Source organism: Streptomyces sp. NPDC107546 (assembly GCF_055639175.1).
On the sequence record NZ_JBVKBA010000014.1, the window covers coordinates 143723 to 169329 of the forward strand.

The 25607-nt window shown below is 71.0% G+C and carries 24 protein-coding genes and 4 pseudogenes; 14 read left to right on the forward strand and 14 right to left on the reverse strand.

Annotation, left to right across the window (positions count from 1 at the left end):
• The first annotated feature begins 104 nt into the window (after nt 1–104).
• Complete coding sequence (locus ACZ7L1_RS21880) at nt 105–1580, forward strand: bifunctional aminoglycoside phosphotransferase/ATP-binding protein (RefSeq protein ID WP_471439378.1); 1476 nt, start codon at nt 105–107, stop codon at nt 1578–1580.
• 141 nt (nt 1581–1721) lie between these two features.
• On the opposite strand, the gene ACZ7L1_RS21885 is transcribed toward ACZ7L1_RS21880, so the two are convergent.
• Together ACZ7L1_RS21885 and ACZ7L1_RS21890 are read right to left on the reverse strand one after the other, a co-directional pair.
• The gene (locus ACZ7L1_RS21885) at nt 1722–2825 is read right to left on the reverse strand and encodes a baeRF2 domain-containing protein (RefSeq protein WP_471439380.1); all 1104 of its coding nucleotides are present in this window, start codon (nt 2823–2825) and stop codon (nt 1722–1724) included.
• Between the two features lie 104 nt (nt 2826–2929).
• Nucleotides 2930–5299, reverse strand: a complete 2370-nt coding sequence (locus tag ACZ7L1_RS21890) for a glycoside hydrolase family 65 protein (protein WP_471439381.1) — start codon at nt 5297–5299, stop codon at nt 2930–2932.
• A 347-nt stretch (nt 5300–5646) separates the two neighbouring features.
• Here ACZ7L1_RS21890 and ACZ7L1_RS21895 point away from each other — a divergent pair, with 347 nt between their 5' ends.
• The gene (locus tag ACZ7L1_RS21895) at nt 5647–6615 is read left to right on the forward strand and encodes a rubrerythrin family protein (RefSeq protein ID WP_471439383.1); all 969 of its coding nucleotides are present in this window, start codon (nt 5647–5649) and stop codon (nt 6613–6615) included.
• Between the two features lie 136 nt (nt 6616–6751).
• Here the strand turns inward: ACZ7L1_RS21895 and ACZ7L1_RS21900 are convergent, their stop codons facing one another.
• From ACZ7L1_RS21900 to ACZ7L1_RS21910, 3 genes and pseudogenes are all read right to left on the reverse strand, one after another.
• Nucleotides 6752–7426, reverse strand: coding sequence for a helix-turn-helix domain-containing protein (locus tag ACZ7L1_RS21900; RefSeq protein ID WP_471439384.1), 675 nt, complete (start codon nt 7424–7426; stop codon nt 6752–6754).
• A gap of 6 nt (nt 7427–7432) precedes the next feature.
• A pseudogene (locus ACZ7L1_RS21905) lies at nt 7433–7773 on the reverse strand (BON domain-containing protein); the annotation flags it as partial.
• Nucleotides 7774–7842: 69 nt separating this feature from the next.
• Nucleotides 7843–10536 carry a bifunctional acetate--CoA ligase family protein/GNAT family N-acetyltransferase gene (locus ACZ7L1_RS21910; protein ID WP_471439386.1) on the reverse strand — a complete coding sequence of 898 codons (2694 nt, stop codon included), beginning with the start codon at nt 10534–10536 and terminating at the stop codon, nt 7843–7845.
• Between the two features lie 298 nt (nt 10537–10834).
• Here ACZ7L1_RS21910 and ACZ7L1_RS21915 point away from each other — a divergent pair, with 298 nt between their 5' ends.
• Nucleotides 10835–11185, forward strand: a complete 351-nt coding sequence (locus ACZ7L1_RS21915) for a cation-transporting P-type ATPase (RefSeq protein WP_471439387.1) — start codon at nt 10835–10837, stop codon at nt 11183–11185.
• A 120-nt stretch (nt 11186–11305) separates the two neighbouring features.
• On the opposite strand, the gene ACZ7L1_RS21920 is transcribed toward ACZ7L1_RS21915, so the two are convergent.
• From ACZ7L1_RS21920 to ACZ7L1_RS21930, 3 genes are all read right to left on the reverse strand, one after another.
• On the reverse strand, nt 11306–11731 hold the full coding sequence (locus ACZ7L1_RS21920; protein WP_471439388.1) for a hypothetical protein: 426 nt from the start codon (nt 11729–11731) through the stop codon (nt 11306–11308).
• Between the two features lie 236 nt (nt 11732–11967).
• Nucleotides 11968–12108 (reverse strand): hypothetical protein, encoded by a 141-nt coding sequence (locus tag ACZ7L1_RS21925; RefSeq protein ID WP_471439389.1) that lies wholly within the window; start codon nt 12106–12108, stop codon nt 11968–11970.
• A gap of 10 nt (nt 12109–12118) precedes the next feature.
• Entirely contained in the window at nt 12119–12298 is a 180-nt protein-coding gene (locus ACZ7L1_RS21930) for a response regulator (RefSeq protein ID WP_471439391.1), read from the reverse strand.
• A gap of 91 nt (nt 12299–12389) precedes the next feature.
• Between ACZ7L1_RS21930 and ACZ7L1_RS21935 the strand changes: the two genes are divergently transcribed.
• On the forward strand, nt 12390–12701 hold the full coding sequence (locus tag ACZ7L1_RS21935) for a hypothetical protein (protein WP_471439393.1): 312 nt from the start codon (nt 12390–12392) through the stop codon (nt 12699–12701).
• Nucleotides 12702–12911: 210 nt separating this feature from the next.
• Here ACZ7L1_RS21935 and ACZ7L1_RS21940 read toward each other — a convergent pair whose 3' ends face one another.
• Nucleotides 12912–13880: a diacylglycerol/lipid kinase family protein gene (locus ACZ7L1_RS21940; protein ID WP_471439395.1), complete on the reverse strand. Its 969-nt coding sequence runs from the start codon at nt 13878–13880 to the stop codon at nt 12912–12914.
• Nucleotides 13881–13928: 48 nt separating this feature from the next.
• On the opposite strand from ACZ7L1_RS21940, the gene ACZ7L1_RS21945 reads away from it, so the two are divergent.
• From ACZ7L1_RS21945 to ACZ7L1_RS21955, 3 genes and pseudogenes are all read left to right on the forward strand, one after another.
• Entirely contained in the window at nt 13929–14144 is a 216-nt protein-coding gene (locus ACZ7L1_RS21945; protein ID WP_471439397.1) for a hypothetical protein, read from the forward strand.
• A 162-nt stretch (nt 14145–14306) separates the two neighbouring features.
• On the forward strand, nt 14307–14429 hold the full coding sequence (locus ACZ7L1_RS21950) for a universal stress protein (protein ID WP_471439398.1): 123 nt from the start codon (nt 14307–14309) through the stop codon (nt 14427–14429).
• Between the two features lie 320 nt (nt 14430–14749).
• Nucleotides 14750–14845: pseudogene (locus ACZ7L1_RS21955) on the forward strand (archease); the annotation flags it as partial.
• 35 nt (nt 14846–14880) lie between these two features.
• Here the strand turns inward: ACZ7L1_RS21955 and ACZ7L1_RS21960 are convergent.
• Complete coding sequence (locus tag ACZ7L1_RS21960) at nt 14881–15582, reverse strand: HdeD family acid-resistance protein (protein ID WP_471439399.1); 702 nt, start codon at nt 15580–15582, stop codon at nt 14881–14883.
• Between the two features lie 129 nt (nt 15583–15711).
• Between ACZ7L1_RS21960 and ACZ7L1_RS21965 the strand changes: the two are divergent.
• Nucleotides 15712–15978: pseudogene (locus ACZ7L1_RS21965) on the forward strand (helix-turn-helix domain-containing protein); the annotation flags it as partial.
• 142 nt (nt 15979–16120) lie between these two features.
• Here ACZ7L1_RS21965 and ACZ7L1_RS21970 read toward each other — a convergent pair.
• Genes ACZ7L1_RS21970 through ACZ7L1_RS21985 form a run of 4 tightly spaced genes read right to left on the reverse strand, consistent with a single transcriptional unit; the run spans nt 16121 to nt 20174 of the window.
• Nucleotides 16121–17158, reverse strand: a complete 1038-nt coding sequence (locus ACZ7L1_RS21970; protein ID WP_471439400.1) for a Gfo/Idh/MocA family protein — start codon at nt 17156–17158, stop codon at nt 16121–16123.
• A gap of 3 nt (nt 17159–17161) precedes the next feature.
• A complete protein-coding gene (locus tag ACZ7L1_RS21975) occupies nt 17162–18181 on the reverse strand; it encodes a Gfo/Idh/MocA family protein (RefSeq protein ID WP_471439402.1) in 1020 nt (339 codons plus the stop codon).
• A 56-nt stretch (nt 18182–18237) separates the two neighbouring features.
• A complete protein-coding gene (locus ACZ7L1_RS21980) occupies nt 18238–18999 on the reverse strand; it encodes an SDR family oxidoreductase (RefSeq protein WP_471439404.1) in 762 nt (253 codons plus the stop codon).
• 11 nt (nt 19000–19010) lie between these two features.
• Nucleotides 19011–20174, reverse strand: coding sequence for a phytanoyl-CoA dioxygenase family protein (locus tag ACZ7L1_RS21985; RefSeq protein WP_471439406.1), 1164 nt, complete (start codon nt 20172–20174; stop codon nt 19011–19013).
• Nucleotides 20175–20315: 141 nt separating this feature from the next.
• On the opposite strand from ACZ7L1_RS21985, the gene ACZ7L1_RS21990 reads away from it, so the two are divergent.
• The 6 genes and pseudogenes from ACZ7L1_RS21990 (at nt 20316) to ACZ7L1_RS22015 (ending at nt 25567) form a co-directional block, all read left to right on the forward strand.
• Nucleotides 20316–21353, forward strand: a complete 1038-nt coding sequence (locus ACZ7L1_RS21990) for a LacI family DNA-binding transcriptional regulator (protein WP_471439408.1) — start codon at nt 20316–20318, stop codon at nt 21351–21353.
• A 163-nt stretch (nt 21354–21516) separates the two neighbouring features.
• The gene (locus ACZ7L1_RS21995; protein WP_471439410.1) at nt 21517–21945 is read left to right on the forward strand and encodes a hypothetical protein; all 429 of its coding nucleotides are present in this window, start codon (nt 21517–21519) and stop codon (nt 21943–21945) included.
• A gap of 307 nt (nt 21946–22252) precedes the next feature.
• Nucleotides 22253–22339, forward strand: a pseudogene (locus tag ACZ7L1_RS22000) (carboxymuconolactone decarboxylase family protein); the annotation flags it as partial.
• 176 nt (nt 22340–22515) lie between these two features.
• Entirely contained in the window at nt 22516–22911 is a 396-nt protein-coding gene (locus ACZ7L1_RS22005; RefSeq protein ID WP_471439484.1) for an iron chaperone, read from the forward strand.
• Between the two features lie 99 nt (nt 22912–23010).
• Nucleotides 23011–23898, forward strand: coding sequence for an oxygenase MpaB family protein (locus ACZ7L1_RS22010; protein ID WP_471439412.1), 888 nt, complete (start codon nt 23011–23013; stop codon nt 23896–23898).
• A gap of 58 nt (nt 23899–23956) precedes the next feature.
• The gene (locus ACZ7L1_RS22015) at nt 23957–25567 is read left to right on the forward strand and encodes a phytoene desaturase family protein (RefSeq protein ID WP_471439413.1); all 1611 of its coding nucleotides are present in this window, start codon (nt 23957–23959) and stop codon (nt 25565–25567) included.
• The last annotated feature ends 40 nt before the right edge of the window (nt 25568–25607 follow it).

The window sequence follows — 25607 nt, forward strand, 5'->3', positions numbered from 1 at the left end:
CGAACATGCGAGGGCATCACTCCGACGCGTCGGTGCTGCGGTCGGCCACGGGAGTCAACGCGCCGACTACGGCTCACGATGCTCCGGCGCTCCCTCGCTCAGAAGTGCGCGAGACCCACACCGCCCTCGTGTTCTTCGTCGGTGACCGCGCCTACAAGGTCAAGAAACCGGTCGATCTGGGCTTCCTGGACTACTCGACCGTGGCGGCTCGTCGCGATGCGTGTGAGCGGGAAGTCGCTCTCAACCGCCGCTTCTCACCCGACGTATACCTGGGCCTCGGCGAGATCCGCAGCCCGGAGGAGAAGGCGCCCGAACCGCTCGTGGTGATGCGCCGCATGCCGGCCGACCGGCGCCTGTCCCTGCTGGTACGGGAAGGCACACCGATCGACGATGATCTCCGGGCGATCGCCCGGCAGCTTGCCACCTGTCACGCGGGCGCGTCCCGCAGCCGTGAGGTCGACGAACAAGGCACCAGAGACGCGCTGTCCTCGCGCTGGGAGGCCAGCTTCGCGCAGGTCCGCGCACTGGCCGACGACGGGTCCCTCCCCGACGGGGTGGAGGAGATCGAACGGCTGGTACGCCGCTATCTGGCCGGACGCAAGCAGTTGTTCGACACCCGCATCGAGCAAGGGCGGATCGTGGACGGGCACGGCGACGTGCGCGCCGAGGACGTCTTCTGCCTCGACGACGGGCCGCGCATCCTGGACTGCCTGGAGTTCGACGACCACCTTCGCTACGTCGACGGCCTCGACGACGCCGCGTTCCTCGCCATGGACTTGGAACAGCTCGGCGCACCGGAGGCCGCGGCGTTCTTCCTCGCCCAGTACAGCGAGTATTCGGGCGATCCGGCACCTCCGTCCCTGTGGCACCACTACGTCGCCTACCGCGCGTTCGTCCGTGCCAAGGTCTCCCTGATCCAGGCACAGCAGGGCGCGCCCGACGCGGAGGCGGCATCACGTCGGCTGGTCAGGACAGCCCTGCGCCACCTGCGCGCCTCCGCCGTCGGCCTGACCCTCGTGGGCGGACTGCCGGGCAGCGGTAAGTCCACCCTCGCAGGAGCACTGGCCGACCGCCTGGGCGTCACGCTGCTCAGCAGCGACCGCCTCCGCAAGGAACTGGCAGGCATCCCGGCGGAGCAGCCCGCGGCGGCCGGCTACGGGGAGGGCCTCTACACGGCCGAGTGGACCGCCAGGACCTACGAGGCCCTGCTCGAGCGGGCATCCTCCCTGCTGTCCTGCGGGGAGCCCGTCGTCCTGGACGCCACCTGGTCCGACGCGGGACAGCGCGAAGCGGCCGTGCGTATGGCCGAACGCACGAGCGCCGACCTGGTGGCCCTGCACTGCCAGGTCCCCGGCGACGTGTCGGCGGCCCGCCTGACCAGCCGGGCCCCCGGAGCGTCGGACGCCGGCCTGGAGGTGGCCGCTGCCATGGCGGCCACGGAGCCACCGTGGGCGGAGGCCGTCACGATCGACACGAGCGGCCCCCTGGAGTCCGCAGTGGTCCAGGCGTTGGCAGCCGTGCGCCCATGGGGCCCTGGCCAGGCCCAGGTCTTCCGCCGCTCCTACATGGAGCCGGACTGAGAAGGGGACGCGCGACAGTGGGCCACGCCGTACGGGCCCGACCCTGTTCCCGTGCGGCGGTGTGCGGGTCGACGACGAGCAACCGGTGCGCACCTGCCGCCGCCCGTGCCTCGGCCACTCGGACACCCACGCCGCAGGGTGTCATCGGGGGGATACGGGGTCGGCGTAGCGCAGCAGTACACCCACACCCTCGTGCAGTTGCAACTGCTGCTCGGGGACCACGACCAGTTCGGCCCTCGTGCCGACCAGCGCTCGGGTCAGAGCCGCGTCGGCGCGCTCCTCGCGGACGTCCTGTACGCCGTAGGAGCGCAGTTCCTGTTCGGTGAGGGCGAGTTGTCCGGGTTCCGGGCCGAACCAGAGGCGCAGCGTCGACTCGGGGTGGTTGTTGAGGAACAGGGCCTTGACCCGGCCGCGCTGCAGGGCTGACACGGCGACGGAAAGGCCCTCGGCCGAGGCCCCGTCGCGTGCCTTCTCTGCGAGGAAGGCATCCAGCAGTGCTCGGTCGTGCGCGGCCATGCGCCCGCTGAAGAGGCTTTCGAGCCGCTCCTCCATGAGCGCCCGCCCCGGCTCGGACTCGCCGACTCCTTCGACCGTGATGACCTGGCCGCGCAGGGAAGCGGGGAGCCGGTTGACGAGGATGCCGCGAGCCCAGACGTCTCCCGCCACGATCACCGCTTCTGTGTCGACGCGCCGTGCATGGCCTTCCAGCTCCCGGCCGATCACTTCGGCAGCATGCAGCCAGTCGGCCACGGGGACCTCCTCGTGCAGGCGGTGTCCCGGCGTGACCTTGGTGAGAGGCCAGAGCCCCGACTCGGCGTCGATGCGCACGGTCCCGGTGGCATCCGTCGAGTGACGACCGCCGTAGCGGACCTGAACCGCCAGGTAGGCGATGCCGGGCGCATGCTGGACGATCAGGGGCATGGTGTCCGGCAGTGTCCCGTAGTGCGCCGTGTCCCGTGCGGGCGGGGCGGGCAGCTCGTCCAGCAGGGCCAGCCGGCCGTGTGCCGTGAACACGGCCTGCCCGTGGGTGCCCGGCACGTCGGCGTCGCAGCCCACCATGCGCGCCACCGCGGTGATGGAGTCCTGGTCCGCTCCCTCGGACGTCAGGGCGTCCCGCAGATGCCGCCACCGCAGCTCTACGGCCGCGTCGGGATCCTGGACGGCACTGTCGCGGGACGTGTCCAGATAGACCGACGCGAAGGGACCAGGCTGCTTGTACAGACGTTCCAGAAACGAAAGTCTCATGGGCACTCCCCAGGTCACTTTCCATGGTGGACGTTCCGCCCCAACCGGGCGACTCCGTCACAAGGACCCTGGTGCCTTGCCTGTGGTGAAGGACGACCTTGGCATCACTCCCAGAAAACCAACCGGCCCGTCTCTCCCGGCTGGAGGCATACCGCGCGGTCCGGCAGCCGGATGTCGATGGGGGAACGGTCGGACGGCGGTACCGCGATCTCCAGCAGACCGCGCTCCAGCCGCAGCCGCACGCCCCAGTGCCCCTGGTAGCGGATGGCGAAGCCGTACGACGACAGCTCGGGCAGGGGCACGGGGTCGAGCCACAGCGCGCCCTGGCGGGTCTCGAGGCCGGTCAGTCCGCGCTGGACGAGGTCGAGGGTGCCTGCCATGGCGCCGAGGTGGATGCCTTCCCCGGTGGTGCCGCCCTGCACGTCGGCGATGTCGCCGCGCAGGGTCTCATGGCAGAACGCCCACGCCTCGGCCCGCCGGGTCCGGGCCAGGACCCAGCCGTGGACCAGGCCGCTGAGGGTGGAACCGTGACTGGTGCGGGCGAGGTAGTAGTCGACGGTGCGCCGCCAGGTCTCCTCGTCGAGCCGGTGGCCCAGGCGGGCGAAGAGGGCGCGCAGTTCCGACGGTGCGAACAGGTATCCGAGCATCAGTACGTCGGCCTGCTTGGAGGCGCGGTAGCGGTTGACGGCGTCGCCCTCCGCCTCCAGGATCCGGTCGAGGCGCCGGATGTCGCCGTACCGCTTCCGGTAGCCGTCCCAGTCGAGTTCGGCGAGGTCGCCGTAGCCCTGGAACTGGCTGATGACGTCGTCGTGGAACGGCACGTGGAGCGTGCGGGAGACCTCCTCCCAGCGCTCGAGCTCGCCGTCGTCCAGCTCGGTGCGCTCGGCGAGTTCCAGGCGCCGGGGTTCGGGCAGGACGCGCAGGAGATCCAGGGTGCGGGTGAGCACCCAGGCCGCGGTGACGTTGGTGTACGCGTTGTCGTCGAGGCCGGGCTCCTGGGCGCCGGGGTAGGCGTCGTGGTACTCGTCGGGGCCGACCACGCCGCGGATGCGGTGCCGGCCGATGCCCTCGTCGTAGGTCGCCGAGTCCGCCCAGAAGCGGGCGATCTGCAGCAGCATCTCGGCGCCCTTGGTGTGCAGGAACTCGGCGTCGCCGCTGGCCTCGCAGTACTGCCACACGTTGTAGGCGACCGCCGAGCCGACGTGCCGCTGGAGCCGGCTGTGGTCGGGCAGCCAGCGTCCGGAGCGCGGGTTGAGATGGACCTTCTGGGATTCCTCGCGCCCGTCGCTGCCGCTCTGCCACGGGTACGACGCCCCTCGTCGGCCGATCCCGCGCGCCGCAGCCCGGGCCCGGTCGAGACGACGGTGGCGGTAGTGGAGCAGGGCCCGGGAGACCTCCGGGAAGTGCAGGTTGAGATACGGCAGCACGAACAGCTCGTCCCAGAAGACGTGCCCGCGGTAGGCCTCTCCGGTCAGGCCCCGGGCGGGCACGCCCACGTCCAGGTCCGCGGTGTGCGGCGAGAGGGTCTGCAGGACGTGAAAGAGGTGGAGCCGCAGCACGCGGCCGGCCTCTCCGGGGATGTCGAGGTCGGCCCGCCGCCACAGCAGGCGCCAGGCGGTGCGGTGGCTTTCCAGCAGTGCGTCGAAGCCGGGGGCCTGGCGGACGCGGTCGATCGCGGCCTGCAGCGGGTCGCTGATGGCGGGGTCGCGGGAGGTGTGCAGGGCTACGGTCTTGTCGACGGTGACGGTCCGGTCGGGTGCCAGGTCGAGGCGCAGGCTCTGGACGGCGCGGGGGAACGGGTGCTCGGTGACGACGGGGGCGGCGGCGGTCAGCCGGCCGGCAAGGCCGATCCGGATGTCGGAGGTGAGGGTGCGGCAGCGCAGCCAGACAGTGTCCGGGGCGTCGGTGCCGGTGTGCACATGGGTGAGGTGGCGGCTGTTCAGGTCTCGGTAGCGCGCCACGCCGGCATTCGTGACGCCGCCGTCCAACGCGGCCTCGACATCCAGCTCGACGGCGTCGCCCTCCGCGGTGAACTCGGTGCGCAGGGCGGCGAGATGGGGGTCGGCCATGTGCACCAGGCGCTGCTGGCGCACGGTCAGTGCGCACCCGTCGCCGAGTCCGTACCGGGTGCGGCGCTCCAGCAGGCCCGTGGACAGGTGTAGGACCTGGCGGTGGTCGAGCACGGTGCCCGTGTCCGGTGTCAGCCACTGCTGTCCGGTGAGGCGGAAGCGCAGCGGCAGCCAGTTGGGAAGATTGACCAGGTCTTCGTTCTCGACCCGGCGGCCGGCCACGTGTGAGACGAGCCTGTTGTAGCAGCCGGCGGCATACGTGCCCGGGTAGTGCACGTCGTCCGCGGTGCACTCGGGAAGCGTCCCCCGGGTGGCGAAGTAACCGTTGCCCAGCGTGCACAGGGACTCCCGCAGGCGCTCCTCGGCGGGCTCGTAGCCCTCGTACTGCCAGGTCCAGGCCGTCACGCGGCCCTCCTCCCACCAGCGGTTCTCCGGTGCGTACGACGGGAGTCGGCACCGGCACCAGTCTCGCCCCGGAGCCCAGGCCGGCGGCGCGGTCCACGCCGAGGAAGGAGGGCGCGTCCGGTGCCGGATCCGCTGCTGCACCACCGCGACCGGGCAGTCGGCGTGGTGCGGCAGCCTGTGGCCCACCCGGCCGGCACGGATGCGCGCCCGTGAACGTGGGCCACTCGGCGTCGCATCACGAAAAGTAATCACTCGAGTGGGTTATGTGAGAAGGCAAGGACATGCGCCTCCCGCTCGTATGAGGGAGGGGTCCGCTTCTCTCCAAGAGGCCCCTGAAGGAGGACGTCATGTTCCGCCACTCGATACGTACGCTCCTGGTCGGCCTGTGCACCCTGGGCGCCACGTCGCAGGCAGCTACGGCGCTGGCGCTCGCCGCGTCGGCCGATCCCCACCCGGCAACGCACGCCGACGCGCGGGCTCTGCGCTCGCAGACCCTCGCCGACCTCACCACCGCGATGAAGGGCGAGGCGTTCGCCCACGCGTCCTACAACCTCTTCGGCGCTCAAGCCGACCGCGAGGCCCACCCCGCCATCGGCGGGCTCTTCCGCACCACGGCACAAACCGAGCTGAACGAGCACCTGCGCGAGGCGGCCACCATGGCCGGCGTGGTCGGGACGAACGCTGCCGACCTGCGCCAGGCCATCAACGGCGAGACGTACGAGCACCAGGTCATGTACCGCGGCTTCGCGGACCAGGCACGCAAGGACGGAGACCTGGACGCCGCCAAGCTGTTCACCGAGATCGCCGGGGACGAGGGCCGCCACCGCGACGCCTTCCGCACCGCCCTCACGGTCGTGACCACCGGCCGCGGCACCATCCCGGCGCCGCCGAAGGCCGACATGGTCTCGGTGCCCGCGGGGATGCCGAAGGTGAAGGCCGCCCGCACGAAGGCCAACCTGGACACCGCGATGCACGGCGAAGCACTCGCCCACGCCAAGTACATGCTGTTCGCCGCGCGAGCCAAGCAGACCGGCAGCCCCGCGCTGGCCCGCCTGTTCGAGGGCACAGCCGCAGTGGAACTGCACGAACACTTCGCCGGCGAAGCGGTCCTGGCCGGCCTGGTGCGCAGCACCAAGGAGAACCTGGGCAAGGCCGTCTCCGGGGAGCACAACGAGGCCACCAACCTGTACCCCGGGTTCGCCGCCCAGGCCACCGCCGTCGGCGACACCGCCGCCGCCCGCTACTTCCGCGACACCGCCGCGGACGAAGCCCGCCATGGCACCGCCTTCCAGCAGGCACTCGACCAGCTGCACTGACCGCAATCTCCGCGCTCCGGGACCGGCCGGATCCGCCGCCACGGCACTCGGCCGGTCACCGATTATCGGCGGCATCGCCGGGCTCACGTCTCCTACCGGTCCGATGGGTACCGGGCTGCCAGGGTGGTCGCTGCCGTCACACGGTGATCCGGCGCCCGGTGATGCTCAGAGGCTCGATACGGATCCACAGCTCACGTTGCCCACCCGCCCAGGGTGCGCTGTACGCCTGATCCTCCAGCCGCCGTACGGAGTCCGGATCCGTCACGGCCCTGGCCTGTCCGCGCACCAGGACGCTCCAGCCCTGGCTCAACGCTCCGTCGACGTGGTCGATCTCGAAGGCCATCTGAGAACCCGACGCCTGCGAAGGCACCGCGTGCGGCTGCGTCCTGAAGACGAGCGTCCCCTTCACGACGCTGTAGTTCACAGGGACGACCACCGGTCCCGAGGCGGTGGTCACCGCGAGTCTCCCCACGCCGTGCGTCGAGAGCAGGTCCCGGCACTCCTGCGTGGTCAGCTCCGTGAACTTCGGATGCCGGCCTGCCTGTCCGAGGCCGGATGGAAGATCGACGTCGCCGCCGGCGAGGTCCCGGACGGTGGTCTCGAGTGCTCCGGCCAACCGCAGAAGGGAGGCCGCGCTCGGCGCGACGGTGGACTGCTCCTCCAGATACCGCAGGTAGCCGGCAGCCATACCGGCCCGATCGGCCGCTTCCTCCCGGGTCAAGCCGAGTTCCTCGCGCCGCAGGGCGATCCGGCGCCCGAGGTCACCGGTCGGGTGGCCTCCCGCCGCGTTCGACGATGCGCGTGCGGCCATGGGCCGTCACCTCCGCTCAGAGATTGCGCTGCTTGTCGTGGGCGAGCCGTGCGGTGACCGCTCGCCGGACGACAGGCGGGACTCGTCGAACCGGTAGGTGAGCTGGTCGATCACCGCTACCACGCCGTCGATCTGCCGGGTCATGGAGACGGCGATCTCCGTCTCGCTCTTGCGTTCCAACCGGCCGGTGAGGGTGACCACGCCTTCGACCACGAAGACGTCGATGGTCATGGGTGGCAGCCGCAGTGTGCGGACCAGGACTTCCTCGATCACTTCGTCGCGGATCTCGATGTCGGGCCGCAGGAAGACCTGGAGCAGGTCGCGGCGGTGACGATGCCGACGAGCCGGATTCGGCGCGGACGACATCCGTGGTCATCACGGAGCCGACCTTGTTGTGCTTCATGTCCGTTACCTCCTCAGCGGAGCCGGCGCAAATAGGGATCCGGGGGCCTGCGGGGCAGCAGACGCACGCGTGCGTCGAGCACGGTCACTCCGCCCGGTGCGGCACGGACGGGGTTGAAGTCGGCCTCGGCGAGCTGCGGTAGATCGCTCGCCATACGGGACACGCGCAGGAGCAGCTGTTCCAGGGCCTCGAGGTCGACGGGCTCAGCACCGTGCGCGCCGAACAGGAGCGGAGCGCAGCGCGGGGCCGTGATCAGGTCGTGGACGTCCTGGTCGGTGAGCGGGGTGAGGCGGGCGGCGTGGTCGGCGAGCACCTCGGTCGCGGTGCCGCCCAGACCGAAGAGGACGAGAGGGCCGAAGACCTCGTCCTGGACGACACCGGCGAACAGCTCGGTGCCGCGGGCGGCGAGTGGCTGGACGACCACACCCGTCATCAGGCCGGCGAATCGCGTCTCGAAATCCTTGAAGGCGCCCCGGACTTGCGACTCGCCCTGGAGGTCGAGGTGGACGGCGTGCTGCTCGCTCTTGTGCAGCAGGCCCGGCCAGTGGGCCTTCATGACGATCCGGCCGTCGGGTCCGCGCAGCCGCTCGGCGGCCATCACGGCGTCATCCTCGGTCTCGGCCCAGGCCCACGGCAGCTGCGGGACGCCGTAACAGGCCAGCAGGTCGGCGCAAGTGCGCGGGCCGAGCCAACCCCCGTCCGGGTGCCGGGCGAGGTACACGTCGGCGATCTCGTGGGCCTGCGGGGCATCGATTCCGGAGAGGACCGGGACGGTGCCCACGGGCCGGGAGAGCCACGCCGCTCGGCGCGCGGCGTGGGCCAGGGCCCGCGCAGCCGCCTGGGGATCGGCATACGAAGGAATGGTTCCACCGGCGGTGGCGGGCAGCAGTTTCACCGGGAGGTCCTGTTCGATGCGTACCGCGACGACCGGTCGTGTCCGGTGCGCGGGGTCGCTGGTGAGGGCGCGGGTGAGCTCCTCACCAGTCGCCGCGGCGACCGCCGTGGGTACGAGGGCCACCAGGAGGGCGTCGGTATCCGGGGATTCGAGGAGTCGGTCCAGGCAGTCCCTAAGCCGGTCTTCGGAGACGGCGGCGGTGGTGTCGACGGGATTGCCGGCCGTCGCTCCCTCGGGCAGCACGGCGAGCAGGTCGTCGATCAGGTGCGGGGCGAGCGGCGGCAGGGTGAGCCCCGCCTCCACGCAGGCGTCCGCGGCCAGCACCCCGACACCGCCCGCATTGGCGACGATCGCGACGCGCGCACCGACCGGGAGCGGCTGGGAGTGCATCAGGGCGGCCGTTTCGAGGAGCTCGCCGATCGAGCGGGTGGCGGTGATGCCGGCCTGGGTGAACAGCGCCTGTCGGGTCATGGTGGGCGTGGCGGCCGCCGCGGTGTGGGAGGCGGCGGCGCGGCGGCCGACCTCGGTGCGGCCGGCGTCCACCGTCAGTACCGGGATGCGGCGGGTGACGCGCCGCGCGGTGCGGGAGAACGCCCTCGGATTGCCGAAGGACTCCAGGTGCAACAGGGCGAGATCGGTGCGGCCGTCGCTCTCCCACCACTGGAGCATGTCGTTGCCGCTGACGTCGTACTTGTCACCGAGGGACGCGAACGAGGACGCGCCGATGCCGAGCCGGGACAGCCCGTCGAGCAGGGCGATCCCCACCCCGCCGGACTGCACGGCGACGCCTGCGGTTCCCGGCAGCGGGTGGTCGGCGGCGAAGGTGGCGTCCATGCGCAGCTCGGGGGCGGTGTTGGAGATGCCGAGGCAGTTCGGGCCGACGAGCCGCATCCCGTACGTACGGCATGCGGTCATCAGGCACTGCGCCTGGGCGCGGTCGAGGCCGGCGGTAACGACGACGAGCGCCCGTACCCCAGCCTTGCCGCACTCTTCGGCGGTGGCCGGGACGGCCGCCGCGGGCACGGCGACGACCGCCAGGTCCGGGACCCTGGGCAGGGCAGCGACTGCGGGGTGGCAGGGCACGCCCAGGATCGAGCCGGCGTTCGGGTTCACTGCGAAGAGACGTCGCGTGAAGCCGCCCGCGTGCAGGTGGTGCAGGATGGCCCGCCCCACCGACCCGGGCTTGCGCCCGGCACCGACGACGGCGATCGCGTCTGGCCTCAGCAACGGTTTCAGGCTGGCCACGTCGGCGGCCCGGCCGCGCTCCTCCACCGCTGAGAGGTAGGCGTCGTCCTCGTCGAGCGCGATGGTGCACCGGACCTCGGGCCCCTCGAAGTGACGCCTGGTGCGCAGGCCGAGGTCGGCGAAGAGCCGGAGCACGTCGAGGTTCTCGCTCAGCGCGTCGGCCCTGAACGTGGTGATGCCCTCCGCACGGGCCGCCGAGACCAGATGCTCGACGAGGAGAGTGCCGACACCGCGGTGGTGCAGTCCCTCGGCCACCGCGACGGACACCTCGGCTGCGTCCTTGTCACCCCCGGTGTCGTACTCGGCCAGGCCCACCACCTGGCCCTTGGCCTCGACCAGCAGCGCCCGATGGCCGGGGCGTGCCGGGGCGCACGCGCGGTCAGCGGCCAGGGCGCCCGAAGTAGGGCTCGCCGTGAAGAACCGGAGCCGGAGGTTCTCGGGGGACATCTCCTCGTAGAAGCCCCGCAACCGCTGTTGATCATCCGGTTCCACGGGCCGGATGCAGACGGTGCTGCCGTCCGCGAGCAGGGCGTGGGTCCGGGGGCGGCTGAGTGTGTCGTCCGTCATCGCGGTTTCCTCCGGCCTCTCGACATTTCGAGCGTCCGCGCTTTTGACGGCGATCACATGGGCTGACCGGGGTGGGACGAGGGCCGGTCGGCCCTGAAAGCGAATCGCGATCCCGCCGGTGGTCTCAGACACGGGACGCCCGTGCACGCTCGACGATCAGCTGTGATGAGGGCGGAGCCTGAGGAGGCGGTAGGACCGCACCGGATCCCCCTTCTTGCGGGCTCGGAACGTGGGTTCGGCCAGGCCAGGATGCCTTTGGCTGAGCCTCGACGTGCTCGACATCGTCTGACCGCTTGCGATGGCTCCGCGTGCGTGGTGCTGCTGGGCTGCAGGTGGCGCATATCCGGCGCCCGGATGCGACGCCCGCGTCTTCCCCGCGCTGGGCGGCTCTCCCCGCTGTCTCTCGTCGGCCGAGGTGGCCGCGCGGCAGGCCCGGTACGGTCCCAACGAACTGCCGAGCCCGGGGCGCAGGCACGTGTGGCGGCAACTGGCCGCGCAGTTCACGGACCTCTTCGTGGTGGTGCTGCTCGTCGCGTCGGCGATCACGTTCCTTGGGTACGGTCTGCCTCATCGGCGTGCAGGGCGTTCCGTGGCGGCGGAGCGCCGAACCCTGCGCCGCGTGCCGACAGGCGACGGACGTCCCGCGTAGCCGGAGCCGGGCGAACGCACGCTTCGGCCAGCAGGACACCGGGGCACCCGCGAGTCTGATGTCCACCAGGTGGGTGAGGACCAACGGCCAACGTCGGGACCGCCGTCACACGACCTGGTTCTACTTGTTGGACAGGGCTTCGGCCTCTGAACGAGCCAGCAACGCCTCCAGGGCGGCGGATTCGGCCTCCAGAATCGCGGACGCCGCGAAGTCGATCGCGAATGACGCGTAGTACTCCGCATCGTCCGCGTTGTGCTGGGCGCGTTTCACGTCCAGTTCGGCCTTGCGCTCCTGGAAACGGCTCTTGGTCGTCGCTACATGCTCCTGCCACTTGTTCCTTGCCTCTTCCAGTGACGCAGCAGCAGCGGCCTTCTGCTCGGCTCCCTCACGGCGCAGTTGCTCTGCCCGCTGTTCCGCCTCCCGCTGAGCCTCCTCGACAGCAGCCGACAACTGCTCCCGGTTCTTGGCGATCGCATTCTGCACCTGCTCTTGTGCGTGCTTCGCCCAATCCGTCAGTTGGTTGATGCGGTCCGTCGTCTCCGTCATCACTCATACCTCCCCGAATGCCCAGAAAAGGGTGCTCTCACCAAGTCGAACACACACCGCCGGGGTCCGCTATTCGGGTGATAGAAGCCGCATGCGCTACGCCAGTGGCCCAAGCGGGTAACGCCAAGTCCTGCATCACCTCCCCGAATGCCTGACCGGATGCCGGGTTGGACTTCCCGAGGACTGCGGCGGCATCGGGATACGAGTACCTCGTCGAACTGGACTTTCGCGTTGGCTCAGTACAGGTCACCGGCCGCGGGACCGCCCCATGACCCAAGCCGAGCGCCGCGCGCCGACGCGGTCCCCAACCGGAAGAGCTCCCGCTTCAGTACCTCGTTCTCGGAGATGCCGGGCAGCATGAGGTCCAGCACGACCACGCCGTACGTTCTAGTGGACGGCCGGCCACAGGCCGTCGTTGCCGTCGTGGACGACACGGGTGACGAAGCCCTCTTCGGCGAGCCCGTGAGCGATCGCCGCAGCGAGTCCCCGTTCGCCCTCGATCACCAGCACTCGTCTGGCTGACCTGTTCTCCCACCCTACGGAGACCTGGTTCCTGCCGTGTGCCAAGCCGCTCTCAGCCTCCTCTCAGGCAGTCCGGCGCAACCTGGATGACAACAGGGCAAAAGGGGCTTAGTGCCTGTGACCAAGGAGAGGCACGATGACGATGGTCCGACGCAGGGTCGCACTGATCGCCGGCACGATGCTGCTGGCTGGTGCGGCAGGCAGCGGGGTCGCGATGGCGAGCACCCCGCCAGTGGTGCACCCCTCAGTCCAGACGGACTACTGCGACGGCGGCGGGGGCTGCGGCGACTGGGGTTACGACCACGGCGACCACGGCGACCACGGCTACTGGGACTATGACAGCTACCACTTCGGCGGTGGCGGTGGTGACCACGGAGACCACGGAGACCATGGAGACCACGGAGACCACGGTGGGTACGGAGACCACGGCGACCACGGTGGGTACTGACAACACCTGACCAACCCGGGCCGGTTCGCGTCCCTGGGGCGCGGACCGGCACCGACGTGTCGTGCCAGTGACCACCGGGCCGGGGCAGGAGCACCGCCGCTGATGGACTGATAGCAGCATCACAGTCCCACCATCTGTCCCTCTCCGCTCGCCCCCGGGGGCCCGTCCCGGGCCTCTCGGGACCTGCTTCCAGCACAGGGTCCACGTCGGTCAGTTGGTGTGACGGGCGTGAGCGGCGCGCCCCGCAGCTGAGGCCGCCCGCCGGATGGCCGCCCAGCCCGGTGGCCGCCAGGCGGGCACGACGCCCGGCCGATGGCGGGGAACCCGCACCCGTAGTCCGCCGGGACTGATCCGGCACCGCACGGGAGTCGGCAGGGTGACGGCTTCGCCGTCCAGCCCAACGGGGACGACCGGGATGTCGGCTTCGACGACAACCTCGTCAGAGGTGGCCAGACGGGTCAGGCCTTGCCTCTGCCCGCTGCGGAGCCGGGCGGCCGTATCCGCGGGCGTTTCCGCCCTGGCGGCCAGTACTCCCAGGAGCCCGGAGTCGAGCCGGGCACGCCTGCCGAGCCCGGCCGGGTCGTCGACCTGGTAGGGGTTGTTGCTCACCAGCACGGCGTCCGGCCGGTCCACCGTGATCGGCCCGGCGCGTACCACCAGGTCCGGACCCTCGTGGTGGGCCAGGAATTCCGGGAGGATCCGCAGCATCGTGCCGATCTTGTCCTCCCGATAGGCCGGGTCCTGCACCAGAGCGGCATACGCTCCGAACGACACATTGTTGACGAACGGCCGCTCACCTGCGAAGCCGAGATCCACGCGCAGCTCGACGCCGTCTGCAAGGGCCTTCAGCGCGGCCGGAGGGTCCTCACGGTCCAGACCGAGGTCCATCGCGAAGTGATTACGGGTACCCGTCGGAATGACCATGAAAGGAACACCGCTCTCAGCCGCCACCGCGGCGACAAGCGCCTGAGTGCCGTCTCCGCCGGCCACCCCCAGCAGATCCGCACCGTCATCCACCGCGCGTCGGGCCACCGTCGCAAGGTCCTGGGACCGGGAACGATCGACCAGGAAAACCTCAGCCCCCAGAGCACAGGCTTGGTCCGCGATCCGGAACCGGCTGGCTTTCCCCCCGCCCGAGTACGGATTCACGATCAGACAAGGCCGCCGCGCGGCGGCCACTGGCCTGGGAGCGTTTGCGCTCATGGCAAGAGCCCGGAGGCCTGGTTCATGAGCCTCGCGCACGTCACGGGCGCCGGCAGAGCTGCTGTCACCACGCCCGCTGCCGGCTGCGCCGGACAGCACCGGCTCGATCCAGCGCTCGCGCCGACGGCCACCGCCTTCATGGCATCTCCTCCGACAGTTACGGCCTACGGCACCAGCCTGCGGCTCGGCCCGGGCGTGCGCACCTGGGACGGCACACGGTCGACCCGCCACCGCCGTTGAGGCCACCGGGTCCCGACCGGTACCCGAAACGCCCCGAGGCCCCGTCGCGCTGCGCGTCCCCCACAATGCCGACTACACCGATAACCGGTCCGCCCTGACCTCCGCCACGTCTGTGGCGGTCCCGGCCGCTGCTGTCCGCGTCGGCGCGCGCACCGGCCCTCGATGGTCGTGGGCACACGCGGGCACGGCGGCTTTACCGGCATGCTGATGGGCTCCCTCATCCAGGGCGTACTGCACCACGCACGCTGCCCGGTCATCACCGTCCCGCACGCGCCCGACAAATAGGCTCCGACGCCCCCGAAGGGAGCTCCTCACGCCGGAACACGAACCGGCAGCTCCTGTCCCGGCGCGGACGTGCCCCCGAGGCAGCTCCTTGAGCCCAGGTTCGTCCTCGGCCCTTCCGCGGTGCGACGATCACGCGCCGCACAGTCCAAGGCAGGATCCGCCACAGCCCGACGCACACCAGCAGAGTCCCCGCATCGTTGCGCACGACGCCGGCGTGGCCCATCTGTACCTAGTGCCGTGCCGGGCGTTGCGAGCCGGTGAACCTTTTTCCCGAACGCCGTCATGGTCCACACATCCGTCCACGCCTCCTGGTTCCGACAGTGCCGCACACTGCCGACGTGCGGGTCGAGGCGTGGGGCACGACCCGGGGGCACTGCCTGGCAGAGGCGGCGCTGGACCTGGTGGAGTGCTTCGTCGGCACCTCCGCGGCGTGGACCAAAGGCTCTTCGGATCAGTGCTGGGGGTGCGGGCGGGCATGGAACAGGGGTCGCCGCTCCGTGGTGGTGCCCGCGGCGAGTTGGCTGATTTCGACGCGCGTCCTGATGGCGCGGACCACCTCGGTCAGGCCCAGGACGATGGCCATCACGCCCACCACCAGAGTGAGTGTCGCGATCGAGGCGAACGGCATGATGATCATCACGATGCCGGCCAGGGTGCCGATGATGCCGAAGGCCACGTGCCAGCCGCGCCCGGGCATGTCCTGGACGGAGGCCGCCGCGGCCGTCTCCGTGGTGCCGCGCAGCAGCCAGCTGAAGCCGACCCACAGGGCAAGCAGCAGGATCGACTCCAGGGGGCCCCGGAAGCAGATCAGTCCCAGCAGGATGGAAGCCGCACCGGTGATGAAGTGCAGGACCCGAAGATGCCCAGGGACGTGGGCGCCGAAGGCGGCGGCCACCTGGAAGACGCCGGTGAACAGCAGATAGACGCCGAAAAGGACGCCAGCGACCCGCAGTGTCGCGCCCGGCCAGACCAAGGCGATCACGCCCAGGGCGATGCTGGCGAGGCCCATGGTGAGCAGGATCTGCCAGCCCATGTTCGCCAGGGCGGCCATGCCTCCGGCCAGGGCTGTATCCGGCGTTCGCGATCTTTCCTGTGTGTGCGGCTCCGTGCCGCGCGGGGGAACGGGACCTGGGGAATCGGAGGGAGATGCCATGACGCCGCCTCCTTACTGGGAGCAGCGTGGTCACGTCGGTTACCCGTCCATCGTCACCCGATCGGCCCCATGCCGCTCGGTGGGGATCGGAGAATGCGGCGTGGTCCGCTGCATGCGGGCGGGACGCCCGCGGACCCGGTCCGCGAGGGCCGGCCCTGGAGCCTACCGCTGGAGGACCGGGTCCTGCTGGTCGCCGCGTACTGGCGCACGAACCTCACTCTGCGGCAGCTCGCCCCGCTGTTCGGGATCTCGAAGTCCGCGGCCGACCGCATCATCGACCACCTCGGGCCCTCGCTCGGCCTGCAGCCACGCAAGCGGTTCCGCAAAGAGACGGTGCTGATCGTCGACGGCACCCTGGTGCCCACGCGGGACCACTGCATCGCCGAGCAGTCGCGACGGCGTCCACCACGCCATGCTCGGCATCGCCCGCCTGCACAACCTCGCCCTCACCGGGTGACAGGGAACGAGCAGGTCACCACCGTGCGATAGATCATTTACGGGACAACGCTCAGCGAGCCCAGTCACCCGGCCGGGCGCGTCAGCTGCGCGGCCGGGGCGTGAACCCGGCCTTCTCGTAGGCGGTGTCGATGAGCCGCATCGTCGCCAGCGCGTCGTCCGCGTCGAGCGAAGCGAGATGGGGGTACCCCCGCACGGAGTCCGGGGGAGGCAGCGGCTGCCCGCCCCGCACCCGGGCCGCGAACGCCTCGAGCTGGTAGGTGTACGAGGACCTGCGTCCCAGCTCCTCCGTCCGTTCGCCGCTGTCCGTGCGCACCACGACCCGGTCGTCCTGGTGCGGCAGTACGAAGTCGAGCGCCGTGGCCTCACCCCGGGTGCCTACCAGCCGGCACGTCGCCTGCCAGGTGCCGTGCACCATGGAACTGCGCGCGGTTCCGGTGGCGCCGCCGGGGAAGGCCAGCTCCGCGTCCAGCCAGGCGTCGACGCCCGGAGCCTGCGACCGTTCCCCACCGCGCGCCGAGACCACCTCGGGGGCGCCGCCGGCCCACGGGGCGAGCATCCGCTGGGCGTGCAGGGCGTAGCAGCCCAGGTCCATCACGGCGCCGCCGGCCAGCGCGAGCGACCAGCGCACGTCGTCGTCCGGTGGCGGGGGCATGGCCACCACGGTCTCCACGTGCCGCAGTTCGCCGAGTTCCCCCGAGGCGAGCAGTTCGTGCAGCCGCCGGGTGACGGGGTGGAAGAGGTAGTGGAAGCCCTCCATGAACACCGTGCCCGCCGTCAACGCGGCGTCGCGCACCTCGGCCGCCTCCTCGGCGTTGCTCGCGGACGGCTTCTCGGTCAGCACATGCTTGCCCGCCTTCAGCGCCGCCAGGTTCCAGGGGCCGTGCAGGCCGTTGGCGAGCGGGTTGTAGACGACGTCGACCTCGGGGTCGGCGACGAGATCGGCGTACGAGCCGACGACCCGCTCCACGCCGTGGGCGTCGGCGAACGCCTGCGCCCGGTCCCGGTCACGGGCGGCCACCGCGACGAGCCGGTGCCCGCCCGCGCGGGCCGGGGCCACGAGCGCGAACTCGGTGATGCGGGCCGATCCCAGCAGTCCGATCCGCAGCGATTCGCCCATGCCTCACTTCACCTCGTCCATGCCGTGGCGTACCTCGTCCATCCGCACCGGTCGGTGCTCCGCCAGCGACAACGTGCAGGCCTCGGCGACCCAGCTCGCCTCGATGGCGTCGGCCACCGTACACGGTGAGGGCCTCGATCCCGCCACCATCTCGGTGAACGCGGCGAGTTCGGCGCGGTAGGCGTCCGCGAAGCGGTCCATGAAGAAGTGGTGCGGGGCACCGGCCGGGAAGGTGGCGCCCGGTTCGACGGACCGCAGCGGCAGCTTGTCCTCCAGGCCCACGGCGATGCTGTCCTTCATGCCGTGCAGCTCCAGACGTACGTCGTAACCGCGCGCGTTGTGCCGGGAGTTGGAGACCACCGCCAGGGTGCCGTCGTCCAGGGTGAGGAGCGCGGAGGCGGTGTCGACGTCGCCGGCGGCCGCGATGTACTCCGAGCCGCGGTTGCCGCCGGCCGCGTACACCTCGGTGACCTCCCGCCCGGTCACCCAGCGCACGATGTCGAAGTCGTGCACGGAGCAGTCACGGAAGATGCCCCCGGAGACCGACACGTACGCCTCCGGCGGCGGCGCCGGGTCCAGGGTGGTGGAACGCACGGTGTGCAGCGGGCCGAGGTCACCGGCGAGGACCGCCTCGCGCGCGGCGACACAGCCCGCGTCGAAACGCCGGTTGTACCCGATGTGCACCTCGACGCCGCTGTCCCGCACGGCGCGCAGCACGCCCAGGCTCTCCTCGACGGTCTTCGCCACCGGCTTCTCGCAGAAGACGGGGACGCCCGCCTCGACGGCGGCGAGGATCAGCGCCGGGTGGGCGTTGGTGGCGGCGGCGATCACGACGCCGTCGACCCCGGCGGCGAAGAGCGCCTCGGGAGAGTCGACCGCCCTCGCCCCGAAACGCTCCGCCGCCGATGTGGTGGCAGCGGCCACGGGATCGGTGACCACCAGGGAGTCCACCGCGTCCAGTGCGGCGAGGGTGGCGGCGTGGAAGGCGCCGATCCGGCCGAGGCCCAGGATGCCGATGCGCATGGGAAGTTGCTCCAATGAACGATGTGCGACAGCTGACGGGGGTGAGGGGTGAGGATTCAGTCGAGTCCGCCGAGGACGATCTGGTCCCAGTCGATCACCGAACCGGTCACCACGCCGCTGCGGTCGGAAAGCAGGAAGACGGCGAAGTCGGCGATCTCGTCGACCTGCCCGAGCTTGCCCATCGGCACGGCCTCGGCCGCCTTCTCACGCCAGTCGTCCCCGGCGCCGTGGAAGGCGCGCTGGATCGCGTCCTCGCCCTCGGTGTCCGTCCAGCCGATGTTCAGTCCGTTGATCCGGATGCGGTCCCATCGGTGCGCGTGCGCGGCGTTGCGGGTGAGCCCCACCAGACCGGACTTGGCGGCGACGTACGGGGCGAGGAACGGCTGCCCGCCGTGAGCCGAGGACGTGATGATGTTGACGATGGTGCCCGGCGCCCCGCGGTCCACCATGTTCCGCACGGCCGCCTGCATGGCGAAGAACGGCGCCCGCAGATTGATCGCGACATGCGCGTCGAAGAGTTCCGGAGTGGTGTCCAGCAGCGAACCCCGCGAGGTCAGCCCGGCCGCGTTCACCAGGCAGTCGATCCTGCCGCACAGGTCCACGACCTGTTCCACGCTGCCGCGCGCCTCGGCCGGATCCGCGAGGTCCGCCCGTACGAAGACGGCGCCGGTCGCCTTCGCGAACTCCTCGCCGGCGTCGACCCGGCGCCCGGTGAAGACCACGCGCGCCCCTTCACGCAGGGCCGCCCGGACGATACCGGCGCCGACACCCTGGCTCCCGCCGTTGACGAGGACGACCTTGTCCTGAAGCAGTCCCATGCGATTCCCTGTCAGATCCGGCGGCGCTCGGCGCCCGCCCGCAGTTCCTGCCGCAGCCGCTCCGGGCTCCATTCCTCGGCCACGGCCCGCCACACCGTGGCTGCCTGCGAGGGCGGTGCCAGCCCGTCGACCGGCGGGTCCAGGTCCAGATCGGTCGGGAACGGATAGCCCTCGGCGCAGGCGGCGACCACCCGGCGCAGCCAGTCCTCGTCGGCGCCCCCGGCCTTGCGCCTCAGCAGCACCGGATAGACCGCGTTCGACACCGCCTCGCGGTCGACGGTCTCCATGGCGCGGCCGAAGGCGGAGGAGATCTGCAACAGGTTCGCCATCCGCCGGATGCCCGCGGACCTGTTGTGCCCGGCGGCGTGGAAGAGCGCGGGGTTGAAGAAGACCGCGTCGCCCTTCTGAAGGGGCAGCTGGACGTGGTGCTCGGCGAAGTAGGCGACGAACTCCGGCCGCCGCCAGGCCAGATAGCCGGGCTCGTACTTCTGCGAGTGCGGCAGGTACAGCGTGGGTCCCGACTCCACGGGCATGTCGCAGTGCGCCACCGCGCCCTGCAGGGTCAGCACGGGGGAGAGCCGGTGGACGTGGGCCGGGTAGCGGGTCGCCTGCTCCTGGCGCAGGAACCCGAGGTGGTAGTCGCGGTGCACGCTCTGCGCCGCGCCACCCGGGTTGACCTGGTTGATCTGCGAGGTGATCTGGTAGCCGGGGCCGAGCCAGGCCCCGGCGATCAGCGCCAGCATGTCGTTGCCGTAGTAGTCGGCGAACGCCACCGGGTCGTGGGCGGCCATCTTGTCGAGCGCCCTCCACACCCGGTCGTTGGCGCCGGGCTTGGCGAAGTGGTCACCGCGGGCGGTGCCCGCCGCGCGCTCCCGCTCGATCAACGCGGTGAAGACGGCGCTCGCACGGTCCACCACACGGAGGTCGGGGAACGCGCGCCTGAGCACCACGATCCCGGGCCCGTCCAGCAGGGCACGCACCCACTCCGTCCGTACCTGCTCCGCCCCGGCGGCCCGCAGCCGGTCGCTGTCGTACACGAGGACGTTCTGCTCGACCCCGTCGGCGAGCGGGTATTCGACCGGGTCGGTGCGCTCGTCGACGAGGGAACGGAAGGCGTCGAGGTCACAGTCCTCCTCGCGCAGCCAGATCCCGGGTCCCGCGGTGGTGAGAGACATCCCGGAGTCCTTTCGCAGTGCCGTCGTTTTGGCCAGTCTTGTGAACCCGGGCCCCTCAATCAACAATCAGGAGACCATCAAAAAACCATCATCACAGCCATCCACCCTCTTCCCCTACCTCCTCCACTTCCGGGAACAGCCATGGGACACCCGTACACGGTCCGTGAGATCGCCCGTCAGGCCGGACTGAGCCAGGCCACCGTCGACCGCGTCCTCAACCAGCGGGGTGGAGTGCGGGAGAGCACGGCGCGCGAGGTGCACCAGGCGATCAGGGACCTGGACCGGCAGCGGACACAGGTCCGCATCGGCGGCCGCACCTTCATGATCGACATAGTGATGCAGACCCCGGCCCGGTTCTCCACCGCGGTGCGCGACGCCCTGGAGGCCGAACTGCCCTCCCTGCACCCGGCGGTCGTCCGCTCCCGCTTCCACTTCCGTGAGACCTGCCCGCCCGCGGAGCTCGTCCGCGTTCTCGACCGGATCGCCCGGCGCGGCACCCAGGGCGTGATCCTGAAGGCCCCGGACCTGCCCGAGATCACCGACGCCGTCGGCCGGCTGGTGGCGGCCGGGATCCCCGTGATCACCCTGGTGACGGACCTGCCCGGCAGTGCACGCCGCGCCTACGTCGGCATCGACAACCGCGCCGCGGGAGCCACCGCCGCGTACCTCCTCGACCAGTGGCTGGGAGACCGCCCGGGCCATGTGCTGGTCACCATCAGCCGAGGCTTCTTCCGCGGTGAGGAGGAACGTGAGATGGGCTTCCGCGGCACGCTCCGGACGACCTGCCCCGACCGCACCGTGGTCGAGGTCACCGACAGCGACGGCCTGGACGCCACCCAGCGGGACCTGGTCCTGGCCGCGCTGGAACAGGACCCGGACATCAACGCCGTCTACTCCATCGGCGGCGGCAACGCGGCCACCGTGGAGGCCTTCGCGGCACTCGGCCGAGCCCCGGCCGTCTTCATCGCGCACGACCTCGACCGGGACAATGCGCGCCTGCTGCGGGAACGCCGCATCTCCGCCGTCCTCCACCACGACCTGCGCCAGGACATGCGCCACGCCTGTCAGTCGGTCATGCGGGCGCACGGCGCGCTCCCCGAGGAAGGGCCCCGTCCTTACTCTCCGATCCAGGTGCTCACGCCGTTCAACCTGCCGCCCGGGGTGGCGACGGAGGGGTGATCGGGCCGGGCGGACCCCAGAACTGGCATCGGGCACCATAACCCTCAAAGATCACGTAACATCCAGATCGGAAATCGACCAACTGTCGCAGTCACCCGCCCAGTTGGAGACTTTCTCCACGCCTCGACCAAGGGTGACCGCGCAAGGGGGAAGGAAGAAACCGATGAAGTCATCCGGTCTCCGGCGACGCCTCGCCGGGACGGCGGCCACCGCTGTCATGGTCGGTGCGGGCGTCCTGGCGGGCGCGCCTTCGGCTGCGGCGAAGGCCAACCTGCTGGCCATCGACAAGGTGGCGTTCCACGCTCCGGGCCTGCAGGTGAAGGTCACCTACTCCTGCGACGCCGGCATGGACCACGAGCTCGTGGCCAACGCGACGGCGCTCGGCCGGGGAGGCCACGACGAGTCGATCGCCGCGGGCACCATCAAGAAGGACAAGCTCGTCTGCGACTACGACAACCACATCGCGCAGGTCACGCTGCGCCCGGCCGCGGGTTCGCACTTCGCGAAGGGAGACAAGGTGCAGGTCGCCGTCTTCTACTTCGACACTGACGGGTTCAGCTACGCCCGCCAGGAGACCGTCGCCGTTCTGTGACGCGGCATTCGCCCCGGCGGGCGGCACACGGGCCGTTCGGGAGACCGACTCGGCCTGTCGCCCGCCGGGGCGGTGCGCACGGTCGGAGGCTCCTCGGCAGGACAGCGGCGCCGAGCACGAATCGGTGCCGGTCGATGGACTCCAAGAGCTCCGCTCTAAGCCCTGGGGCCCAGCTCCAGAAGGACGGCCTGCGCCGCCCCACGGTGCTCGGCGGCCTCCGCCGGATCCGTCTGGTCGAGCACGGTCGCGATGCCTTCGTGGGCCGGCACCTCCTCGTAACGGTTTCCCAGCCTCGGGGCCAGCTCCAGCGCCGATCGTCCTGATGATCGGCGTCACCAACCTGTTCAACCGGCTCAACGCCACGACCCGTCAGATCGCCGGGGCGTGGGGCTGACGCCCGCCGTCACCGGCAAGGACGAGCCGGCGAGCGATCTCGACACCGATACTGCGTACATCCATGATCCGCACACCCGGAGGAAACCCGCCGTGAAGGACGCACAGAAGCCCACCAGGAGCACCACCGCGACCGACAAGACGTCCGAAGGATTCACGGACGAGGAGCGAGCCGCGATGAAGGAGCGCGCCAAGGAGTTGAAGGCGTCCGCGCGCCGCGGATCGAAGGGCGCCAAGGCGGCGGAGGACGAGGCCGCCGTGCTCGCGAAGATCGCCGAGATGCAGGAGCCGGACCGGGTCATGGCCGAACGGATCCACGCCGTCGTCAAGGAGAGCGCGCCGGAACTCGCCCCGAAGCTCTGGTACGGGATGCCCGCGTACGCCCTGGACGGCAAGGTCGTCTGCTTCTTCCAGAGCGCGGAGAAGTTCAAGTCCCGCTATGCGACGTTCGGCTTCAGCGACAAGGCCAACCTCGACGACGGCACCATGTGGCCGGCTTCCTACGCCCTGAAGGAGCTGACCTCCGCCGACGAGGCGAGGATCGGAGCACTCGTGAAGCAGGCGGTGAACTGAGGCCTGGGGTCTGGCGTCCGGATCAGGCCTGCCGTGCTGACACGTCAGCACGGCAGGCCCGGTCGCCGAGCCTGCGCAGGGCGGTGGGACGGTGGGTTGATGGAGCCCGGCAGGCGAGGTCACACTGGCCGGGTGGACGCGGATCCGGGGTTCTACGGGCCCTCCTCGGTGACCTGGCAGATGCACGCCGACCCCATGATGTGGGTCGCTGGCATCCGCGCGCTCTACCTCCAGGCCCTGCACCCGCCCACCGTGCGGGGCGTCCTGCAGAACTCGGACTTCCGCCGCGACGCCTGGGGCCGGCTGATGCGCACCGCCGACTTCGTCGGGACGACGACGTACGGCACCACCGAGGCCGCCGAGCGACTGGCGGCGCGGGTGCGGAAGATCCACGGCATGCTCGGCGCCACGCACCCCGACACCGGCGAGCGGTACGCGGTCGACGAGCCCGGGTTGCTGCTGTGGGTGCACTGCGCCGAGATCGACTCCTACCTCCATGTCCTGCGCCGCTCGGGGTTCCGGCTGACCGAGGCACAGGCCGACCGGTACGTCCGTGAGAACCGGGCCGCCGCCGCCCTCGTCGGACTCGACCCCGAGCAAGTGCCCGCGGACCAGGCCGGGCTGGCCGCGTACTTCGAGAAGGTGCGACCCGAACTCGCCGCCGGGCCCGAGGCACGCGAGGTGGACGACTTCCTGCGGCGCCCGCCGATCCACCCGCTGCTGGTCCCGGCGCGCGCCCTGCTGTGGCGGCGGGTGGCGAACCTGGCCTACGCCGCCCTGCCCCCGTACGCCCACGAACTCTACGGCCGCCCGGCCCCGAGCCCCGCTGCGGTCACCCGGCGGCTGCGCCTGACCGGCACCCTGCTGCGCCGCATCCCCGCACGGGTGCGCTGGCAGGTGCCCCCGAAGCACGTTCTGCGCGCCGTGGCCCGGCTCGGCCCGGGTGCACGGCCCGCACCGTACAAGGTCGGCGGGCACGTCGGCTGATCCGGCGCCGCCCGGCCCGTCTCTGGCCGATCCGGATCTTCGCGTGCTACGAAGAGGCATGCCTGCACGCGAAGGACACGAGGGAAACCACAGACACGAGCGATTCGACGCCGTGATCGTCGGCGGCGGTCACAACGGCCTCGTGGCCGCCGCCTATCTGGCCCGGGCCGGGCGATCCGTGCTCGTGCTGGAGCGGCTGGACCACACCGGCGGCGCCGCCGTGTCCACGCGCCCGTTCGCCGGGGTCGACGCACGGCTGTCGCGCTACTCCTACCTGGTCAGCCTGCTGCCCCGGAAGATCGTGCGGGACCTGGGGCTGGACTTCCGGGTGCGGGCGCGCACCGTCTCCTCGTACACCCCCGTCGAGCGGCACGGGCGCCCCACGGGGCTGCTCGTCGGCGGTGGCGAGCGGCGTACCAGGGAGGCGTTCGCGCGGCTCACCGGCTCCGAGAGCGAGTTCGAGGCCTGGCGGCGCTTCTACGGGATGACCGGGCGCGTGGCCCAGCGGGTGTTCCCGACGCTCACCGAGCCGCTGCCCACCCGTGAGGACCTGCGCCGCCGCATCGACGACGAGGAGGCGTGGCGGGCCCTGTTCGAGGAGCCGATCGGCGCCGCGATCGAGGCCCGCTTCACCGACGACCTGGTCCGCGGAGTCGTCCTCACCGACGCGCTCATCGGCACCTTCGCCGACGCCCACGACACCTCCCTGAAGCAGAACCGCTGCTTCCTGTACCACGTCATCGGTGGCGGCACCGGCGCGTGGGATGTCCCCGTCGGCGGCATGGGCGCCCTCACCGACGCGCTCGCCGCGGCCGCGCGCGCTGCCGGGGCGGTCGTCGCCACCGGCCGCGAAGTGGTACGGATCGACACCGACGGGCGCGCCGCCGAGGTCGCCTACCGGAGCGCGGACGGGGAGGGCACCGTCTCCGCCCGGCACGTCCTGGTGAACGCCTCCCCGCAGGAGCTGGCCCACCTCACCGGCGACACCCCGCCGGCCCCGGCCGAGGGCGCCCAGCTGAAGGTGAACATGCTGCTCACCCGGCTGCCCGCGCTGCGCGACACCAGCGTCGACCCGCGCGAGGCGTTCTCCGGCACCTTCCACATCGCCGAGGGATACGAGCAACTGGCCACCGCCCACGCCCAGGCCGCCGCCGGTTCACTGCCCGCCGCGCCACCGTCCGAGATCTACTGCCACTCGCTCACCGACCCCACCATCCTCGGCCCCGACCTCGTCGAGCGCGGCTACCAGACCCTCACCCTCTTCGGCCTCCACACCCCCGCCCGGCTCTTCGAGGAGGACAACGACGCCGTACGCGAGGAGCTGCTGAAGGCGACGCTGGCGCAGCTGGACGCCCACCTCGCCGAGCCGGTCGAGAACTGCCTGGCCACCGACGCGGACGGGCGTCCCTGCATCGAGGCCAGGTCCCCGCTCGACCTGGAGCACGACCTCCGGCTGCCGCGCGGCAACATCTTCCACCGTGAACTGACCTGGCCGTACGCCCAGGAGGGCACGGGCCGCTGGGGCGTGGAGACCCGGCACGCGAACGTCCTGCTGTGCGGCGCGGGCGCGGTGCGCGGCGGCGGGGTGAGCGGCGTGCCCGGGCACAACGCGGCAATGGCGGTGCTCGAGGACCTGGGGGAGCCGCTGCCGAAAACCAGAGCCGTCTAGAAAAAACTGACGGCCCATCAGAAAACTCTTCCGTCCTCTC

What these genes read in the sequence shown, in the direction of transcription:
- ACZ7L1_RS21885 (WP_471439380.1), bottom strand. Translation starts at nt 2,825, where the DNA reads ATGAGACTTTCGTTTCTGGAACGTCTGTACAAGCAGCCTGGTCCCTTC.
- ACZ7L1_RS21895 (WP_471439383.1), top strand. Translation starts at nt 5,647, where the DNA reads ATGTTCCGCCACTCGATACGTACGCTCCTGGTCGGCCTGTGCACCCTG.
- ACZ7L1_RS21900 (WP_471439384.1), bottom strand. Translation starts at nt 7,426, where the DNA reads ATGGCCGCACGCGCATCGTCGAACGCGGCGGGAGGCCACCCGACCGGT.
- ACZ7L1_RS21910 (WP_471439386.1), bottom strand. Translation starts at nt 10,536, where the DNA reads ATGACGGACGACACACTCAGCCGCCCCCGGACCCACGCCCTGCTCGCG.
- ACZ7L1_RS21915 (WP_471439387.1), top strand. Translation starts at nt 10,835, where the DNA reads ATGGCTCCGCGTGCGTGGTGCTGCTGGGCTGCAGGTGGCGCATATCCG.
- ACZ7L1_RS21920 (WP_471439388.1), bottom strand. Translation starts at nt 11,731, where the DNA reads ATGACGGAGACGACGGACCGCATCAACCAACTGACGGATTGGGCGAAG.
- ACZ7L1_RS21935 (WP_471439393.1), top strand. Translation starts at nt 12,390, where the DNA reads ATGACGATGGTCCGACGCAGGGTCGCACTGATCGCCGGCACGATGCTG.
- ACZ7L1_RS21945 (WP_471439397.1), top strand. Translation starts at nt 13,929, where the DNA reads ATGAGCCTCGCGCACGTCACGGGCGCCGGCAGAGCTGCTGTCACCACG.
- ACZ7L1_RS21950 (WP_471439398.1), top strand. Translation starts at nt 14,307, where the DNA reads ATGGTCGTGGGCACACGCGGGCACGGCGGCTTTACCGGCATGCTGATG.
- ACZ7L1_RS21960 (WP_471439399.1), bottom strand. Translation starts at nt 15,582, where the DNA reads ATGGCATCTCCCTCCGATTCCCCAGGTCCCGTTCCCCCGCGCGGCACG.
- ACZ7L1_RS21970 (WP_471439400.1), bottom strand. Translation starts at nt 17,158, where the DNA reads ATGGGCGAATCGCTGCGGATCGGACTGCTGGGATCGGCCCGCATCACC.
- ACZ7L1_RS21975 (WP_471439402.1), bottom strand. Translation starts at nt 18,181, where the DNA reads ATGCGCATCGGCATCCTGGGCCTCGGCCGGATCGGCGCCTTCCACGCC.
- ACZ7L1_RS21980 (WP_471439404.1), bottom strand. Translation starts at nt 18,999, where the DNA reads ATGGGACTGCTTCAGGACAAGGTCGTCCTCGTCAACGGCGGGAGCCAG.
- ACZ7L1_RS21985 (WP_471439406.1), bottom strand. Translation starts at nt 20,174, where the DNA reads ATGTCTCTCACCACCGCGGGACCCGGGATCTGGCTGCGCGAGGAGGAC.
- ACZ7L1_RS21990 (WP_471439408.1), top strand. Translation starts at nt 20,316, where the DNA reads ATGGGACACCCGTACACGGTCCGTGAGATCGCCCGTCAGGCCGGACTG.
- ACZ7L1_RS21995 (WP_471439410.1), top strand. Translation starts at nt 21,517, where the DNA reads ATGAAGTCATCCGGTCTCCGGCGACGCCTCGCCGGGACGGCGGCCACC.
- ACZ7L1_RS22005 (WP_471439484.1), top strand. Translation starts at nt 22,516, where the DNA reads ATGAAGGAGCGCGCCAAGGAGTTGAAGGCGTCCGCGCGCCGCGGATCG.
- ACZ7L1_RS22010 (WP_471439412.1), top strand. Translation starts at nt 23,011, where the DNA reads ATGGAGCCCGGCAGGCGAGGTCACACTGGCCGGGTGGACGCGGATCCG.
- ACZ7L1_RS22015 (WP_471439413.1), top strand. Translation starts at nt 23,957, where the DNA reads ATGCCTGCACGCGAAGGACACGAGGGAAACCACAGACACGAGCGATTC.